14 protein-coding genes are annotated in these 17,982 nt (G+C 63.9%); 5 read left to right on the forward strand and 9 right to left on the reverse strand.

All coding sequences use genetic code 11. From position 1 onward, the window contains the following. Positions 1-32: 32 nt before the first annotated feature. From HU748_RS24470 to HU748_RS24485, 4 genes are all read right to left on the reverse strand, one after another. Positions 33-917, reverse strand: a complete 885-nt coding sequence (locus HU748_RS24470) for an SMP-30/gluconolactonase/LRE family protein (protein WP_186722323.1) — start codon at positions 915-917, stop codon at positions 33-35. A gap of 27 nt (positions 918-944) precedes the next feature. Next, positions 945-1,751: an NAD(P)-dependent oxidoreductase gene (locus HU748_RS24475; RefSeq protein ID WP_186708487.1), complete on the reverse strand. Its 807-nt coding sequence runs from the start codon at positions 1,749-1,751 to the stop codon at positions 945-947. A 97-nt stretch (positions 1,752-1,848) separates the two neighbouring features. Next, on the reverse strand, positions 1,849-3,087 hold the full coding sequence (locus HU748_RS24480; protein WP_186722325.1) for an OprD family porin: 1,239 nt from the start codon (positions 3,085-3,087) through the stop codon (positions 1,849-1,851). A 689-nt stretch (positions 3,088-3,776) separates the two neighbouring features. Then, entirely contained in the window at positions 3,777-4,646 is an 870-nt protein-coding gene (locus HU748_RS24485; RefSeq protein ID WP_186722327.1) for a LysR substrate-binding domain-containing protein, read from the reverse strand. A 246-nt stretch (positions 4,647-4,892) separates the two neighbouring features. On the opposite strand from HU748_RS24485, the gene HU748_RS24490 reads away from it, so the two are divergent. Next, positions 4,893-5,783 (forward strand): LysR substrate-binding domain-containing protein, encoded by an 891-nt coding sequence (locus tag HU748_RS24490; RefSeq protein WP_186722329.1) that lies wholly within the window; start codon positions 4,893-4,895, stop codon positions 5,781-5,783. Between the two features lie 72 nt (positions 5,784-5,855). On the opposite strand, the gene HU748_RS24495 is transcribed toward HU748_RS24490, so the two are convergent. Next, positions 5,856-6,887, reverse strand: coding sequence for a D-cysteine desulfhydrase family protein (locus HU748_RS24495; RefSeq protein WP_186722331.1), 1,032 nt, complete (start codon positions 6,885-6,887; stop codon positions 5,856-5,858). A 101-nt stretch (positions 6,888-6,988) separates the two neighbouring features. On the opposite strand from HU748_RS24495, the gene HU748_RS24500 reads away from it, so the two are divergent. Then, on the forward strand, positions 6,989-7,870 hold the full coding sequence (locus HU748_RS24500) for a LysR substrate-binding domain-containing protein (RefSeq protein WP_186722333.1): 882 nt from the start codon (positions 6,989-6,991) through the stop codon (positions 7,868-7,870). A 193-nt stretch (positions 7,871-8,063) separates the two neighbouring features. Here HU748_RS24500 and HU748_RS24505 read toward each other — a convergent pair whose 3' ends face one another. Further along, entirely contained in the window at positions 8,064-9,314 is a 1,251-nt protein-coding gene (locus HU748_RS24505; RefSeq protein WP_186666978.1) for a ribonucleotide-diphosphate reductase subunit beta, read from the reverse strand. Positions 9,315-9,550: 236 nt separating this feature from the next. Further along, complete coding sequence (locus HU748_RS24510) at positions 9,551-12,430, reverse strand: ribonucleoside-diphosphate reductase subunit alpha (protein WP_054892920.1); 2,880 nt, start codon at positions 12,428-12,430, stop codon at positions 9,551-9,553. A 703-nt stretch (positions 12,431-13,133) separates the two neighbouring features. On the opposite strand from HU748_RS24510, the gene HU748_RS24515 reads away from it, so the two are divergent. Further along, entirely contained in the window at positions 13,134-13,835 is a 702-nt protein-coding gene (locus tag HU748_RS24515) for a response regulator transcription factor (protein ID WP_186666977.1), read from the forward strand. Further along, positions 13,832-15,436: an ATP-binding protein gene (locus HU748_RS24520; RefSeq protein WP_186708472.1), complete on the forward strand. Its 1,605-nt coding sequence runs from the start codon at positions 13,832-13,834 to the stop codon at positions 15,434-15,436. The genes HU748_RS24515 and HU748_RS24520 overlap by 4 nt, the downstream gene beginning before the upstream one ends. Positions 15,437-15,439: 3 nt before the next feature. Here the strand turns inward: HU748_RS24520 and HU748_RS24525 are convergent, their stop codons facing one another. Continuing rightward, the gene (locus HU748_RS24525; RefSeq protein ID WP_186666975.1) at positions 15,440-16,141 is read right to left on the reverse strand and encodes a 4'-phosphopantetheinyl transferase superfamily protein; all 702 of its coding nucleotides are present in this window, start codon (positions 16,139-16,141) and stop codon (positions 15,440-15,442) included. Between the two features lie 235 nt (positions 16,142-16,376). After that, the gene (locus HU748_RS24530) at positions 16,377-17,168 is read right to left on the reverse strand and encodes a dienelactone hydrolase family protein (RefSeq protein ID WP_186722334.1); all 792 of its coding nucleotides are present in this window, start codon (positions 17,166-17,168) and stop codon (positions 16,377-16,379) included. 137 nt (positions 17,169-17,305) lie between these two features. Here HU748_RS24530 and HU748_RS24535 point away from each other — a divergent pair, with 137 nt between their 5' ends. After that, on the forward strand, positions 17,306-17,911 hold the full coding sequence (locus HU748_RS24535; RefSeq protein WP_186666973.1) for an outer membrane beta-barrel protein: 606 nt from the start codon (positions 17,306-17,308) through the stop codon (positions 17,909-17,911). Positions 17,912-17,982: the final 71 nt, after the last annotated feature.

The following is a 17,982-nucleotide window of genomic DNA, read 5'->3' on the forward strand; positions in this document are numbered from 1 at the left end:
TTCGGTCGTGCGGGTGTGGGTGGGCTGGGCGGTCAGCCTTGCCAGGGTGTTTCCTCCAGGCCCTTGACGCCGGGGTTCAGGGCGAACACGCCGCCGGCCAGCGGCTGGTCGGCGAGGTCGATGCCGCCGGGGCGGATCGAGGTGACGTACAGGGTGTCGAGTCGGGGGCCACCGAAGGCGCACATCGCCGGCTTCTTCACCGGTACGTGCAGCGAGCGGTCCAGGCGGCCATCGGGGGCAAAGCGATGGATCACCCCCTCGTCGTTGCCGCAGATCCAGTAGCAGCCGTCCTGGTCGACGGCCGCGCCATCGGGGCGGCCTGGATGCTCGCGCATGTCGACGAACAGCTGCTGGTTATGGGGCGTGCCGCTGTCGGTGTCGTAGTCGAACGACCAGATCTTCTGCACCGTCGGGTGCGAGTCGGACAGGTACATGCGCCTGCCGTCCGGGCTGAAGGCCAGGCCGTTGGGCACGATCATGCCGTCGAGCTGGCAATGCAGGTGGTCCTTGCCATCGAGGCGGTAGAGTGCGCCGACCTGGGCGCCTTGCTGCATGTCCATCAGCATGGTGCCGGCCCAGAAACGGCCCTGGCGGTCACAGCGCCCGTCGTTGAAGCGCATGCCCTCGCGGGCATGCTCGACGCTGGCCAGGAGCGTGCCGAGCAGGCGCCCGTCCGCGGTCGGTTCAAGGATGAACAGGCCGGTCTCCATCGCCCCGACCCAGCCCTGTGCGCCACGGGCGATGCAGGCCAGCATTTCATCGCCCTGCCAGACGTCGTGCTTGCCATCGGCCAGGCGCCAGCGCTGCAGTTGGCGGGCGGGAATATCGACCCAGTACAGGGCCTGCTCGCCGGCATGCCACACCGGGCTTTCCCCGGTGGCGTTGCGCGCGTCGACGATCAGTTCACAGTGCTGCATGGTGCTGCTCCTTGCACGCAGTGGCGCTCAATCGAAGGGGCCGGCAGCGACGAAGGCGCCGCCCTGGTAGACCATGCTGGGGTCGTCGGCGGGGGGCGCGGGCCTTGATTCGACGTCGGCGCGGAACACCTCCGAGCTGTCCTTGGGCTGGTAGCCCAGGTGCTCGGCGTGGCGGTTGTCCCACCAGACAGTGCGGTTGTCGGACGCGCCATAGACCACGGTGTGGCCGACGTCGGGGGTGCGCAGGCTGCGTTCGATGAGTTGCAGCAGGTCGTCGTAGCTCAGCCAGGTGCAAAGCATTCGCGGGTTCTGCGGTTGCGGGAAGGACGAGCCGATACGGATGCTGACGGTCTCGATGCCGTAGCGGTCGAAGTAGAAGCTGGCCAGGTCCTCGCCGTAGCTCTTGGACAAGCCGTAATAGCCATCGGGGCGGCGAGGGGAGTGGGCATCGAGCCGCTCGTCCTGGCGATAGAAGCCGATCACATGGTTGGAACTGGCGAAGACGACGCGTTTTACCCCATGCTTGCGCGCCGCTTCGTAGATGTGGAACACCCCGCAGATATTGGGGCCGAGGATATCCTCGAAACTGTGCTCGGTGGACACCCCGCCAAAATGCAGGATGGCATCGACGCCTTCGACCAGCGCGTGTACCGCAGCCTTGTCGGCCAGGTCGCAGGTGATCACTTCTTCATGCGGACCGGCAGCAGGTGCCATCGGGGCGATATCGGAAAGGCGCAGGACTTCGGCGCTGCCTTTGAGGCGTTCGCGAAGCACCTGGCCCAGGCCGCCTGCCGCTCCGGTGAGCAGCAGGCGTTTGAAGGGAGTAGTGGTCATGGCCAGCTCTTGTCGTTGATTGTTGTAGGTTGTCGTACGACATGGGTCGATTATCGACAGCGAGTTCGCGGCTTGTCAATGCATTGATGGTATCGGTTTACAGGATCGACAGCGGATAGTTGAAGATCAGCCGGTTCTCGTCGAACTCGTTGTTGCTGAAGCTGCGGCGGATGTTGGAGTTGCGCCACTTCACGCTCAGATCCTTGAACGGGCCGCTCTGGATCACGTAGGCCAGTTCCGATTCACGCACCCACTCCTTGCCATCGCTCACCGCGCCGCTGTGCACATCGCGGCCGCTGATGTAGCGGTTCATCATGCTCAGGCCGGGGATGCCGACGGTGACGAAGTTGAAGTCGTGGCGCACTTGCCAGGAGCGTTCGTTGGCGTTGTCGAAGCTGGCGTTGTAGCTGTCGTTGGCCAGGGTGCCGCCGCTGGTGCCGTTGACCCGCATCCAGGTATCGCCGCTGACCTTCTGCAGGCCGACCCAGAAGGTATGGCCGGCATAGCGCGCCGAGAACATGCCCGAGTAGGTCTTGTTGTCCAGCTTGCCGGCACGTTCGGCGCCGTCGTCTTCGCCCTGGAAGTAGCCGAGGTTGGCGCCCAGGGTCCAGTCGCCCAGTGGCTGGCTGTGGCTCAGTTGCAGGTACTGCTGCTGGTAGACATCCTTGAGCTGGGCATTCCACAGCCCGACCAGGGTGCGCTTGTCGTTGAAGCTGTATTCGCCGCCGACGAAGTTGAAGCGATCGGACACCCCACGGCCGAAACTCATGTCGTCCATGCTCGCGTCGTTACGCGGGCTGTTGCCGCGGAACTGCCCGCCATAGAGGGTCAGCCCGGCGATCTCGCTGGATGTCACCTGGCCGCCACGGAAGGTCTGCGGCAGCGAGCGGCCATCGTCGGAGCGCAGGATCGGCAGGACCGGCATCCATTCACCGACCTTCAGTTCGGTCTTCGAGACTCGCACCTTGCCGGCCACGGCCAGGCGACCGAAATCGTCCGCCGGGCGTCCATCGTCATGGCGTGGCAGCAGGGCCGTTCCATAAGTGCCGCCACCGCCGTCGAGCTTGACCGACCACAACCCCAGCACATCCACGCCGAAGCCAATCGGCCCCTCGGTGAATCCGGAACGGGCGTCGAGGATGAAGCTTTGTGTCCACTCCTCGGCCTTGCTTTGCGGGTTGCTCGGGTCGACGAAGTTGCGGTTGATGTAGAAGTTGCGCAGGTTCAGGGTCGCCTTGGAGTCTTCGATGAAGCCGGCGGCCAGTGCAGCGTCGGGCAGTGCCCCCAGGGCGGTGGCGCCGAACAGGGCGAAGGGCAGGGTCTGGCGGATTTTCATTATTGTTGTGCTCCCAGCAGTGAGGCAGCCGCCTGCCAGGTACGCGCGAGCGGCCGATTGCAGGGGCGGTGGGGTGAATGGCCCGTCGTGGACCAAGGTGAAACGCGCGAATCGGGCGCTCAGGTGCCCGTTGCTGCCAGCGATTCGCCGCAGCGGCGAATGTTGGAAAGAGGAGGGTGCGAGTAGCGTGGGTAGGATGTCGACATGATGGGCTTCACGAGTTGTTGTTTTTGTTGTGTGTTGTCGTACAACTTTGGCGATTATTAACAACCCCTGAAAACGCTGTCAACGCTTTTGAACAGGGTTTTGCTTCCATATTTATCGGAGGTTTTCCAGTGTTGAGGCTACAGTCGCTCTAGCTCGCCAGTTGCGAAGACATCCTATGACTGGCGAGGTGGCTGGCGCTCGTAACGCGGCCATCCCGACACAGGCTGCGCAGCTTCAAAGGCTGGCAAGGTCGCTGCGATACGGGCCGGTTCAGCCTTGCTTGTCGAGCCAGGCGATCTGTACGCCATCGACTTCGGCGGTGCGGTAGTTGACCTGCGCGGCCATGGTAGGTCGGTCAGGCCAAGGCCCAGGGCGAGTGTGCAGAATGCGATACGGTTCATGGTGGTGCTCCAGGGAGCAAGTGATGGGCGGACTTTAGCCAGCACCTTCAGGCGGGAGAACCGGGCAGGGCGGAACAGACCCTAGCGCACGCGCCCCAGCATCTCGATATAGCGCTGCACCGTCGGCGCCTTTTCGAAACGGCGATGCAGCAGGGCCAGGCAGGAGCGCGGCTGGCAATCTTTGATCGGGCGATAGTTGACCTGCGGCAGATTGACCCTGCGCACCATCGACTCCGGCACCACCGCGATGCCCTGGCCCAGCGAGACCAGAGCGACCACCGCCACCAGGCTGCCGGGCTGCGGCCCCAGGTAAGGGGTGAAGCCTCCCTGTGCGGCTACCGCCAAGGTGCCGGAGATCTGCTCGGGCAGGATGAAGGTTTCCCCGGCCAGCCGTGCGGCGTTGATCTGCGGCAGTTCGTTGAGGCGGGAGCTGGAGGGTAGGGCAAGGACGAAGCCTTCTTCCAGCAGCGTAATGGCGTTCAGATCTTCTGGCAATTCCATGGGCATTCGTACATAGGCGAGGTCAAGCTGCCCATCACGAACCAGCTCGGGCGAGGCCATCATGGCGACCTCGCGAATATTGAGCTGGACGCCGGGGCAGGATTGACTGAAGTGCGTCACTTGCTGCTGCAAAAGCCCCGAGTACGCGGCAGAAGCCACATAACCCAGTTCGATACGCCCGACATCGCCCCGCCCGGCCCGCTGCGCGCCGAGTTGCGCAGCATCGAACTGGCGCACCGCCTGCAACGCCTCGACCCGCAGCGCTTCACCCGCCGCGGTGAGACGCACGGCCCGCTGGCTGCGCTGGAACAGGCGTACGCCAAGCTCGTTTTCCATGTCCTGGATCTGCCGGCTCAGCGTTGGCGGAGCGATGCCCAACTGCTCAGCGGCACGGGTGAAGTGACCGTGCTGGGCAACACTCAGGAAGTAGCGGAAATGGCGGATTTCCATGGGGGCTAGTCAGCTCTGGGGCGCATAAGGGTGCTGTCACGCTACAAGGCCGTTGGTCCGGGTGCCAAGTGCCTAGATAAAAAACGGCGTGAAATTCGCACTTCACGCCGTGGCCGCACAGGGCACGGCCCAATCACTTCGAACGGCTCAGCCTCGGGTACTCGTTGTGCGCATACTCTGCGTCAACCCCGCGCCTGTGCCGCTTCGAAGCATCCCGATACATACCAGCGACAGTGCGATCGCCAGATGTCTTCGCATCCTTCGTCGTCGGCACTTGCCCTGGATATCGTGCTGTTGCGTACCTTTCTAGCTGTGGTCGACCTGCGCGGTTTCGCCGCTGCGGCCGATCGCCTGACGCTGACGCCGTCAGCGGTCAGCGGCCACATCAAGCGCCTCGAGGAGAGCCTGGGGACGCGCCTGTTGCCGCGCACCACCCGCCAGCTGGACATGACGTCGGCGGGAGAAACGCTTTACACCTACGCCCGCAATATCCTCGACCTGGAACAGGAGGTGCGGGCACGCCTGCGAGGCGAGTCGCCCGCCGGGCGGTTGGTGATCGGCGCTTCCGAAGACTTCGCCGGCACCTGGCTTGCACAGGTGCTGCAGGTGTTTCGCCGCGGGCATCCGGGCATCGCCATCGAGTTGCGGGTGGGCATCACCACCGAACTGCTGCGCCAACAGGCGGAGGGGGAACTGGACGTGGTGTTCGGCAAACGCTGCGCACGCATCGAAGACGACAGTGAACTGCTGTGGGAAGAGCCTCTGGTGTGGGCCTTCGCCGAACACACCGTCTTGCCGTCCGATGAGCCCGTACCGCTGTCGGTGTTTCCCGAGCCTTGCGTGTACCGCGAGTCGGCGATCAATGCCCTGGCTGCGGCGGATATCGACTGGCGCCTGGCGTTCGAGAGCCGCAGCATGGCCGGTTGCCTGGCGGCGGCGCAGGCAGGCTTCGCCGTCAGCCCCGTGGCGCAGAGTCAGTTGCGCCAGGGGCTGCGTGCGGTGGACGAAAGCGAGGGCTTGCCGCCGCTGGCGATGGCACGTTTCCATGCCTTCACCGGCAAACCTGCGCCAATGACCCGCGCCCTGGTCGAGGCTGTGCGCGAGGTGGGGCGCAGGCGCCGCTTTGCCAGTGACTGACGCGTATCATCGCCGGGCGTTGCGGGGTGCCGGAGAAATGGAGGACGTGCGGGTAGGTAGTCAGCGAGTCGATCAGGCGTCTTGCAGGGCATCGCGATAGGCGAACAACCCAGGTGTTCCGCCGGTCATGACGAACAGCAGGTTGTCGCCGCGCACATAACGGTCGCTCTGCAGGTCGGCGATCAAGCCGGCGAATGCCTTGCCGGAATACACAGGGTCCAGCAGCAGGCCTTGATGGCGGGCCATCAGGCGTAGGGCATTGAGCATCTCGGGAGTCGGTAGCCCATAGCCTTTGCCGAGGCAACTGCCATCCACCTCGATATCGTGCGCTGCGATGTCGGCCGGCAGGCCGAGCAGGGTCTGGGCATGGTGTGACAAGTCGAGGGTCTGGCGTTGTGCAGTGCTCGCGTCTGCCAGTACCGCGTAGGATTTGACCAGGTTGGCGCCACGTCCGAGGGCGGCGAATCCTGCACTGAGGCCGGCATGGGTGCCGGAGCTTCCGTTGGCCGTGAACACCCGCGTGAACTGCAGGGCCAGGGCCTGCTCCTGCTCGGCGATTTCCTGTGCGGCCCTGACATACCCCAGGCAGCCCAGAGCGGTAGAGCCGCCGGTAGGGATCACCTTGACCTTGTGGCCCGCCTTCTCCAACTGCGCTGCACGCAGTTCGGCCCAATGCAGCGCGCTGATCCCGTCGGGGCTGATATGCACCTTGGCGCCGAAAAGCTCGTCCAGCAGCACGTTGCCGCTGTGCTCGTATTCTTCGCCATCCTTGGCGACTGCCCGCGACAGCACCAGTTCGCAGGGCAGGCCCAGTGACGCACAGGCCGCCGCGGTCAATCTCGCGTGGTTGGACTGCAGGCCTCCGACGGTGATGACATGCTCGATACCGTCATGCAGCGCTGCGCCCAGCAGAAATTCGAGTTTCCTCAGTTTGTTGCCACCGCCACCGAGCGCCATGAAGTCGTCCCGCTTGGCGAACAGGCGGATACCGCGCGCGTCGAGCCCCAAGACCTGTTCCAGCGCGACGAGGCGCTGAATGGGCGTGGCCTGTTCGATCAAGCACGTGCGTGGGAACCGTTCGAGCAGGGAGGTGAGCGACCTCATGATGAAACACCGTGGTTGTGAGTTGACGAAGACACATTATTGGAAAATTATCTGTTAATAAATAACGGTTTCGTTCAATTAATTTTAACTGAGAGTTAAATATGGATCGTCTGCGCGCGATGGAAGTCTTCGTCACCGTGGTGGAGCAAGGCAGCTTCAGCGCGGCTGCCGAGCACCTGCGGCTGTCGACCGTGATGGTCAGCAAGTACATCCGTGGGCTGGAAGAAGCGCTGCAGGTGGAGTTGATCCAGCGCAGTACCAGGCGCATGCACGTCACCGAGGCGGGAAGGGTGTTTCATGAAGAGTCCCGCCAGGCGCTGGAGCAGGTGCGCCGGGCCTACGAGCAAGTCGAGAGCTTGCAGAAGGCACCCAGCGGCCTGCTGCGAATCAGTGCACCGATGACCTTGGGCTCGGCGCTGGTGGCGCCGATCGTGGCGCAGTTTCTGCGTGAGCATCCGCAGATGCGCGTCGATCTGGTCCTGAGCAACACTGTAGTCGACCTCATGGCCGAGGGTTTCGACCTGGCGTTTCGTATCGGCGAGCTGGGAGATGTCGATCTGGTCGCCAAGCCGCTGCGCCCCTATCGCATGGTGATCTGTGCGGCCCCGGCCTATCTGAACGAACAGGGTTGGCCCACGGTGCCGACCGATCTCGGCAAGCACCGCTTGCTTGTCCATTCCAGTTGGACCCATCGCTTTAGTTGGCCGCTGCAGGACGCCGGGCGTGAATACTCCTGGCCGGAACACTGGACGCTCAAGAGCAACGATGGCCAGGTGCTGCGCCTGGCTGCGATCAGTGGCAACGGCATCCTCATGCAGCCGGAATTCCTGGTCGCCGATGACCTGCGCGAGGGGCGGTTGGTCTCGTTGCTCGAACCCTTCCTGCCGGCGACTCGCCCGGTCAATCTGGTCTACCTGCGCCAGCGCAGCGCGTTGTCCAAACTCGACGTCTTTGTGCGGTTTGTGATGCAGCGCGCTGGCTAGCTGTAGTTGGCTTTGAACGTTCCATTGTCGGTGCTGTGGTAGTTAACTTCTGCCGCGACTATGCCAAGATCGCCGACAAACTACTTGGATTGCCGTTGGGCAATTAGCGAGATGCGTGTAGGAGATGTCCTGATCTGAAGTTCGGGCAATAAAAAAGGCTGCCCAAAGGCAGCCTTTTCGAATCGCTAGGCGATTAATCCCAGCTCAGAGCACCACCCGTCTGATACTCAATCACCCGAGTCTCAAAGAAGTTCTTCTCCTTCTTCAAGTCCATGATCTCGCTCATCCAAGGGAACGGGTTGGTAGTCCCTGGGTACTCTTCCTTCAGACCAATCTGGGTCAGGCGACGGTTGGCAATGAACTTGAGGTAATCCTCCATCATCGCTGCGTTCATCCCCAGCACGCCGCGAGGCATGGTGTCGCGGGCGTATTCGATCTCCAGCTGGGTCCCTTGCAGGATCATCTGGGTCGCTTCTTCCTTCATCGCCGCATCCCACAGGTGCGGGTTCTCGATCTTGATCTGGTTGATCACGTCGATACCGAAGTTCAGGTGCATCGACTCATCGCGCAGGATGTACTGGAACTGCTCGGCAACGCCGGTCATCTTGTTGCGGCGGCCCATGGACAGGATCTGGGTGAAGCCGCAGTAGAAGAAGATGCCTTCCAGTACGCAGTAGTAGGCGATCAGGTTGCGCAGCAGCTCCTTGTCGGTTTCGACGGTGCCGGTGTTGAACTCCGGATCCGAGATCGCGCGGGTGTACTTCAGGCCCCAGGCGGCTTTCTTCGCGACCGACGGGATCTCGTGGTACATGTTGAAGATCTCGCCTTCATCCATGCCCAGCGACTCAATGCAGTACTGGTAGGCGTGGGTGTGGATCGCCTCCTCGAAGGCCTGGCGCAGGATGTACTGGCGGCACTCGGGGTTGGTGATCAGGCGGTACACGGCCAGGGCCAGGTTGTTGGCAACCAGCGAGTCGGCGGTGGAGAAGAAGCCGAGGTTGCGCATCACGATGCGGCGCTCGTCTTCGGTCAGGCCGTCCATGCTCTTCCACAGGGCGATGTCGGCGGTCATGTTGACCTCTTGCGGCATCCAGTGGTTGGCGCAGCCGTCGAGGTACTTCTGCCAGGCCCAGTCGTACTTGAAAGGCACGAGCTGGTTGAGGTCGGCGCGGCAGTTGATCATGCGCTTCTCGTCTACCGCGACGCGGGCCGAGGAGCCTTCGAGTTCGGCCAGGCCTTCGGCGACGTCGAGGGCGTCCAGCGCGGCCTTGGCGCGCTTGACCGCGTCGGAGTCGTTGGCGGTGGCGGCGCGAGCTTCCAGGGCGGCGGCACCGCCGGCGCTGTCGAGCTTGTCGAGGGTCGCGGCGGCGTTGGCCTGCGCAGGGGTGTTGGTTTTGGCGGCGACTTCGCCGTCTTCCTTATCGAATTCGTCCCAGCTCAGCATGGTGAGGTTCTCCTGCTTGAGGGCCATCTATGGAGTATGGCCGGTGGATCTTGGTTGCGGTGCGGTGCACGCAAATCGGAAGCGCCCTTTGAGGGCTGGCCGCGGCACTGGGCGGCGGCTTTTTATGTCTGTCTGCGGGAGAGGTGGTGGCCTCTTCGCGGGCAAGCCCGCTCCTACAGGGTGCTGTGCTGTTGCACAGAAAATTGAGGCTTCCCGGGGGAAGCCTCAGCCAAGCCTTACTGGCAGGCTTCGCAATCCGGCTCGTCGATGGCGCAGGCCTTCGGTACCGGGGCTGGGCCCGCGGCCTGGACCGGGGCGCTGTCGCCGCCGCTGGAGACGGCGTTGAGCTTGCCGGTGTTGATGGTCGACTTCTCGGTGCTGGTCGCGGCCAGTGCACGGAGGTAGTAGGTGGTCTTCAGACCACGGTACCAGGCCATGCGGTAGGTCACGTCCAGCTTCTTGCCCGAAGCGCCGGCGATGTACAGGTTCAGCGACTGGGCCTGGTCGATCCACTTCTGGCGACGCGAGGCGGCATCGACGATCCACTTGGTGTCGACTTCGAACGCGGTGGCGTACAGGTCCTTCAGCTCTTGCGGGATACGCTCGATCTGCTGCACCGAACCGTCGTAGTACTTCAGGTCGTTGATCATGACCGAGTCCCACAGGCCGCGGGCCTTCAGGTCGCGGACCAGGTACGGGTTGATCACGGTGAACTCGCCCGACAGGTTCGATTTGACGTACAGGTTCTGGTACGTCGGCTCGATCGACTGCGACACGCCGGTGATGTTGGCGATGGTTGCGGTCGGCGCGATGGCCATGATGTTCGAGTTGCGGATGCCTTTCTGCACACGCTCGCGCACCGGAGCCCAGTCCAGCGACTCTTCCAGGTTGACGTCGATGTACTTGGCGCCACGGGCTTCGATCAGGATCTGTTGCGAATCCAGCGGCAGGATGCCCTTGGACCACAGCGAACCCTGGAAGGTCTCGTAGGAGCCGCGCTCATCGGCCAGGTCGCACGAGGCCTGGATGGCGTAGTAGCTGACCGCTTCCATCGACTTGTCGGCGAACTCGACGGCTGCGTCCGAGCCGTACGGGATGTGCTGCAGGTACAGCGCGTCCTGGAAGCCCATGATCCCCAGGCCGACCGGGCGGTGCTTGAAGTTCGAGTTCTGCGCCTGTGGCACCGAGTAGTAGTTGATGTCGATCACGTTGTCGAGCATGCGCACGGCGGTCTTGACGGTACGCGCCAGTTTCGCGGTGTCCAGCTTGCCATCGACGATGTGGTTCGGCAGGTTGATCGAACCCAGGTTGCACACGGCGATTTCGTCGGCGTTGGTGTTCAGGGTGATCTCGGTGCACAGGTTCGAGCTGTGCACCACGCCCACGTGCTGCTGCGGCGAACGCAGGTTGCACGGGTCCTTGAAGGTCAGCCATGGGTGGCCGGTCTCGAACAGCATCGACAGCATCTTGCGCCACAGGTCTTTGGCCTGGATGGTCTTGAATACCTTGATCTTGTTGTACTCGGTCAGGGCTTCGTAGTACTCGTAGCGCTCTTCGAAGGCCTTGCCGGTCAGGTCGTGCAGATCAGGCACTTCGCTTGGCGAGAACAGGGTCCACTTGCCGTCGTCGAAGACGCGCTTCATGAACAGGTCCGGGATCCAGTTGGCGGTGTTCATGTCGTGGGTACGGCGACGGTCGTCACCGGTGTTCTTGCGCAGCTCGAGGAATTCCTCGATGTCCAGGTGCCAGGTTTCCAGGTAGGCGCAGACCGCGCCCTTGCGCTTGCCGCCCTGGTTGACCGCAACGGCGGTGTCGTTGACCACTTTCAGGAACGGCACGACGCCTTGCGACTTGCCGTTGGTGCCCTTGATGTACGAGCCCAGGGCGCGTACCGGGGTCCAGTCGTTGCCCAGGCCGCCAGCGAACTTGGACAGCATGGCGTTGTCGTGGATGGCCTTGTAGATGCCCGACAGGTCGTCCGGAACGGTGGTCAGGTAGCAGCTGGACAGCTGCGGACGCAGGGTGCCGGCGTTGAACAGGGTCGGGGTCGATGCCATGTAGTCGAACGACGACAACAGGTTGTAGAACTCGATCGCACGGGCTTCGCGGTCTTTCTCCTGCAGCGCCAGGCCCATGGCGACGCGCATGAAGAACACCTGCGGCAGTTCGAAGCGCACGCCATCCTTGTGGATGAAGTAACGGTCGTAGAGGGTCTGCAGGCCCAGGTAGGTGAACTGCTGGTCACGCTCGTGATTGATGGCCTTGCCCAGGCGCTCCAGGTCGTAGCCTTTCAGTGCAGGGTCGAGCAGCTCGAACTCGACGCCTTTCTCGACATAGGCCGGCAGGGCCTTGGCGTACAGCTCGGCCATTTCGTGGTGGGTGGCGCTGTCGGCCACGCCCAGGAAGCCCAGGCCTTCGGCGCGCAGGGTGTCCATCAGCAGGCGGGCGGTGACGAACGAGTAGTTCGGCTCGCGCTCGACCAGGGTACGGGCGGTCATCACCAGGGCGGTGTTGACGTCCTTGATGGCCACGCCGTCGTAGAGGTTCTTCAGGGTGTCGCGCTGGATCAGGTCGCCATCGACTTCTGCCAGGCCTTCGCAGGCTTCGCTGATGATGGTGTTCAGGCGTGCCATGTCCAGCGGCGCCAGGCTGCCGTCGGCCAGGGTGATGCGAATGCTTGGGTGCGGCTCGACCACGGCGTCGGTGTGGGCGCGGGTGGCGCGCTCTTTAGCGCGCTGGTCGCGGTAGATCACGTAGTCGCGGGCGACTTTCTGCTCGCCGGCGCGCATCAGGGCCAGTTCGACCTGATCCTGGATCTCTTCGATGTGGATGGTGCCACCCGACGGCATGCGGCGCTTGAACGTGGCAGTGACCTGCTCGGTCAGGCGCGCGACGGTGTCGTGGATGCGCGACGAGGCGGCGGCGGTGCCACCTTCAACTGCAAGAAACGCCTTGGTGATGGCAACGGTGATCTTGTCGTCGGTGTAGGGGACGACAGTGCCGTTGCGCTTGATCACGCGCAGCTGGCCCGGAGCGGTCGCAGCCAGATCCTGGTTCGAATCGGCGGCCTGCGGCGCCTTGGCCTGCGGGTTCTCGCGAGTTGTGTCGGTTTGCATGGGTGTCTCCACAGTTTCTATATTGTTCGGGCGCCTTGTGGGCGCCCACCGTTCCATCCATCAGTTCGACCGGCCCGGGCGGGGGATGCCACGCGCACGTGCATCCGCCCGCTCGGGCTTACCGACTTCGGGACAGACTCAGGAATAAGGGGCAATCACTTGCCGCTCCCTGGCCGAAGTCAAAGATTCTGGGTCACGCCCAAAAACTGTTGCTGTCGGGTGTCAGGCGATGCCTGCAACACCCATACCCGAACAAGGCCCTGGAGGGCTTGCCTCGGTCGCGCCTCCGCAGGAGCGGTTTGGCTGCTGAAATCACTGTAAGTTCCGGCAGAAAAATCGCTTGAGTTTCTGCCTGGACTTGTGTTTGTGATTTGGGTCGAAGCCACAACATGTAGTGGTTCGCTGCAATGGGGATACAAGATAATGCGGTATTGGGGTCTTTGCAAGGCGAGCCGCTGTGGATAACTTGTGGGTACTTTGTGTGTGAAAGGTGGGTATTCGCTGTAGGCCTTGTCGCAAGAGGTTTTTGCCGGTTTCAGGCCTGTGACAGAATTTTTCGCGTGGTTGGCAGTGCCTGGGGCGGGACGTAGTATCCGAGGGATATGTTGCCCTTTGGTGAAGGGCGGCAGTTGCCCCGTCGCGGGGCAAGCCTGCCCCCACGATAGCGCACCGCCAACAAGATCATGAACAGAGGTGACCGGCGATGGACCAGCCCAACAACCGTATCCTGATCGTCGAGGACGACCAGCGCCTGGCCGATCTCACCGCCGAATACCTGCAGGCCAACGGCTTCGAGGTGGCGGTCGAGGGCGATGGCGGGCGGGCGGTGCGGCGCATCATCGACAGCCAGCCTGATCTGGTGATCCTCGACCTGATGCTCCCCGGCGAGGATGGCCTGAGCATCTGCCGGCGGGTGCGCGGGCAGTTCCCCAACCCCATTCTCATGCTCACCGCGCGCAGCGATGAACTCGACCAGATCCAGGGGCTGGACCTGGGTGCTGACGACTATATCTGCAAACCGGTGCGCCCACGCCTGTTGCTGGCGCGCATCAACGCCCTGCTGCGGCGCAGCGAGGCGCCGCAGGGCAAGGGACATGACCTGAGCTTCGGCCCGCTGCGCATCGACAACCGCCTGCGCGAGGCCTGGCTGGGCGAGCAGCCGATCGACCTGACCGGCGCCGAGTTCGACCTGCTCTGGTTGCTGGCCAGCAACGCCGGGCGGGTGCTGTCGCGCGAGCAGATCTCCACCTCGTTGCGCGGGGTGGGTTACGACGGCCAGGATCGCTCCATCGATGTGCGCATCTCCAAGATTCGCCCCAAGATCGGTGACGACCCGATCCACCCGCGGCTGATCAAGACCCTGCGCAGCAAGGGCTACCTGTTCGTCGGCGATGCCAGCCCATGAATTCGATCTTCCTGCGCATCTATGGCGGCATGCTCGCGGTGCTGGTGCTGGTCGCCGTGCTCGGCGTGCTGAGCCTGCACCTGGTCAACGAGGTGCGCGCAGGCCAGCATCGTGAGGGCCTGGCGCAAGGCACCTTCAGCCTGATGGCGGACAACCTGGCGCTGCAGAACGAGGTCGAGCGCAAGCGGTCGCTGGTGATCTGGGAGCGCTTGCTCGGGGTGCCGCTGGACCTGGCGCCGCTGTCGATGCAGACCCTCGATGCCGGGCAGCGCAGCCGTCTGGCGCGCGGCCTGGTGGTGGTGGAGAAGACCGGTCCGCATGCGGCCAAGGTCTTGCGCCAGGTGGCGCACGAGGATGTGGTGCTGGTCGCGCAGGTCAAGCAGGTCAGCGAGCAGTTGGCCCGTGCCACCCTTTATCTGCTGGCCGACGAGCTGGTGCGCTACCCGGTGACCGAGCAGCAGCAGCGGTTGGCGCAGATCAGGCAGAGCAAGGGGTTCGGTTTCGACATCGCCCTGCAGCGGATCGAGCGGGTAGGGCTGGACGACGACCAGCGGCGCCGGGTCGAGGAAGGCGACACGGTGATGGCGCTGGGCCGCGATGGTGACTCGATCCGCGTGTTTGCCGGTTTGTCCGGCTCGCCGTGGGTGCTGGAAATCGGCCCGCTGTATCAGCTCAATCCTTATCCGCCGCAGCTGTTGATCCTGATCGCCTTTCTCGGCCTGTGCCTGATCGGGTTGGTGGTGTACCTGTTGGTGCGCCAGCTCGAGCGCCGTGTTTCGGGGTTGGAGATGGCGGCCTCGCGCATCGCCCAGGGCAGCCTGGAAACTCGCGTGCCGGCCGGTGATGCGGACTCGGTCGGGCGCCTGGCAGCGGCGTTCAATGGCATGGCCGAGCACTTGCAGCGCTCGCTGAGCATGCAGCGTGAGCTGGTGCGGGCGGTGTCCCACGAGTTGCGCACACCGGTGGCGCGCTTGCGCTTCGGCCTTGAGATGATCGAGAGCGCCAGCACCGAGCAGGCGCGGAGCAAGCACCTGGCGGGCATGGACAGCGATATCCAGGACCTGGACCGACTGGTCGACGAGATGCTGACCTACGCGCGCCTGGAGCAGGGCGCGCCGGCCTTGAAGTTCCAGCGCATCGAGCTGGACAGCCTGCTGGATCGGGTGATCGACGAACTGGCACCGCTGCGTGCGGATGTTCGGGTGACCCGCGGGACCTGCCAGCTGGGGGAAGACCATCAGGCCTGGGTCGAGGCCGAACCGCGCTACCTGCATCGGGCGTTGCAGAACCTGGTGAGCAATGCCATGCGCCATGCCGAGTCCGAGGTGCGCCTGAGCTTTCAGCTTGGCCAGCAACGTTGCCGCATCGAAGTGGAGGACGACGGCCCAGGGATTCCCGAAGGCGTCTGGGACCGCATCTTCACCCCCTTCACCCGCCTGGATGACAGCCGTACCCGTGCCTCGGGAGGGCATGGCCTGGGCCTGTCGATCGTGCGGCGGATCATCTACTGGCACGGTGGGCGGGCGCAGGTGGGGCGCAGCGAGGCGCTGGGTGGCGCCTGCTTCAGCCTGAACTGGCCACGACAGCAGGCGCCGGGGTGAGGCTCAGGCGCTGACCAGGCTGAGCAGGTGGCCGTCCTGCAGGCAGAACTGGCCATCCAGTTCGCGGCCGTGGTGCCACTCGCTCGACAGCTCGGTGAGCAGGCGCAGGCGTGCGTGGCCTGTGGCGTCCCACTCCAGCACTTCGGCGTGTTCGAAATAGAAGCGCTTGAGGGTCAGGGGGTAGAGGGCCTTGAACAGGCTTTCCTTGAGCGAGAAGGTCAGGGTCACACCCAGGCCGATCATTGAGCGGTCCAGACGCTGCAGCTCGTCGGCGGTAAGGATCTCCCCCGCCAGGCGCTCGGCGCGTTCGTCGTCAAGCAGGCTCTCCTGGTCAAGGCCGATACCGTTGCAGGCACCTTCGTGGGCGACGACGGCAGCGGCCCAGCCCTGGCCATGGGTGATCGAACCTCGGATGCCGGCGGGCCAGACCGGTGAGCGGTCTTCGTGGCTGCCCGGAACATAGTCGCGGCCGTCCAGGCGTTGCAGCGCCTCACGGGCACAGACTCGGCCGGCCAGGTACTCGGCCTGACGCTTGGCCACCGAGCGCTGCAGGCTGGGGCTCTGTGCGATGCCGGCGCGCTGGAAATCGTCGGCGGCCAGGCGCTTGGGATCGAAGGCGCAACTGACCAGCACCGCGCCGGGAAGGGGCTGGGGCAGGGGCCAGTGATGCTGGAGTGGGGTGCAGCAGGTGGGGAGTCTGTCCATGGGCGGTATTGTGCCAGTTCCGGCCGTTTCGCGGGCAAGGCCAATGCAAATCCGCAACTGACGCGATTCCTGTAGGAGCGGGCTTGTCCCGCGATCGGGCGCGCAGCGGCCGTGCAACCAGGCGACCGACGTCTTCCTGAAAAACCTCTGTGTCAGTTTTACGGCCGCTGCGCGCCCGATCGCGGGACAAGCCCGCTCCTACAAGTACGCAGAGAATTCGCGGGGGCTTGGGCGCTTACTTGAACGCCTGCTTGAAGAACGCCTGCATGTCCTTCCAGGAGCTTTCATCTGCCGCCTTGTCATAGCCGATATCCGGCCCGCCATGCGCGCCATGGCTCAAGCGGTCCGCATCGGGGTTGGTAAAGCCATGCTTGGCCCCGGGAATGCCGACGAACTGCATGTCTGCTCCGGCATCCTTCATCTCCTTCTTGAAGGCCTCGACCTGTTCGGGCGTGACCATGCTGTCGGCCTCGCCATGTTCGACCAGGATCTTCGCCCTCACCACTCCGGGCTTGGCCGGGGTCTGGGTGACCAGCGCGCCATGGAAACTCACTACGCCATCGAGCTTCTCGCCCCGGCGTGCGGCGTCGAGTACCACCTTGCCACCGAAACAGTAGCCGACGGCGCCCAACTGATGCTTGTTGGTGTTGGGTTGCAGCTTGAGCAGCGCGAGCCCGGCGTCGAAGCGTCGCGCCGCTGCCGCTGGATCCTTCAGCGCGGCGGCCATGAATTCCTGGGCGTCCTGCGGGTGCTCGGTGTGCTTGCCGTCGCCATACATGTCGATGGCCAGTGCGTTGTAGCCCAGCGCCGCGAGGTCGCGGGCGCGGCGCTTGGCGTAGTCGTTCAGCCCCCACCATTCATGCACCACGACGACACCGGGGCGCTTGCCCGCGATGGCGTCGTCATAGGCGTAGTAGCCGATCAGCGCAGTGCCTTCGGCGTCCTGGTAGCGGATCTCGCGGGTCTGTACCGCCGCCTGGGCGAAGGCGGCGCTGCACATCAGGGCCAGGGCAAGCAGTGAACGCATGAGGGGGTCTCCAGGAAAGATGCAGCCGTATCGGGTTCGTTCAGCCAAGGTTCAGCCGGGGTTCAGGAGCGGTTCAGGGCGCCCTGCTTACTCTAGTCCCCAGACCGAAACAGCGCACCTAACTGGAGTAACAAAGCATGAAAGCACTCAACACCCTGATGGTCGCCATGGCTGTTTGCGCCGCTGGCGTTGCCGCCACCGCCCAGGCCGACGATAACTTCGCCAGCCTGACCTACGGTCAGACCAGCGACAAAGTCCGCAAGTCCGGCCTGCTGCAGCGCAACACCGATAACCTCAACGCCGACGGCATCATCGGCAAGGACAGCACCTGGGGCCTGCGTGTCGGCCAGATCAACGATCAAGGCCGCTACTACCTGACCTACGACAACGTTTCGGGTGATCACAGCGGCGTCAAGTTGCGCCAGGAAAACCTGCTCGGCAGCTACGATGTGTTCCTGCCGATCACCGACACCACCAAGCTCTTCGGCGGCGGCAGCCTGGGCATGACCAAGCTGACCCAGACTTCGTCTGGCTACAGCCGCGATACTGACTACGGCTACGCGGTCGGCCTGCAAGCCGGCGTGCTGCAGCAGGTCACCGACAACACCTCGGTGGAACTGGGCTACCGTTACCTGCGCAGCAATGCCGCCACCGAGCTGTCGCCGCACGGTGGTCCGAAGGACGGCACCCTGCGCCTGACCAGCAGCGCCCAGACCTACCTCGCCGCCAGCTACAAGTTCTAAGGCCGAGGCTCATCGAACCGGCAGGGGTTTCCCGTGCCGGTTCGCTGTTATGCTGTGCCGGCCCTGACCGC

Source organism: Pseudomonas sp. RW3S2 (assembly GCF_014268955.1).
In the GTDB taxonomy this organism is placed as follows: domain Bacteria; phylum Pseudomonadota; class Gammaproteobacteria; order Pseudomonadales; family Pseudomonadaceae; genus Aquipseudomonas; species Aquipseudomonas wayambapalatensis.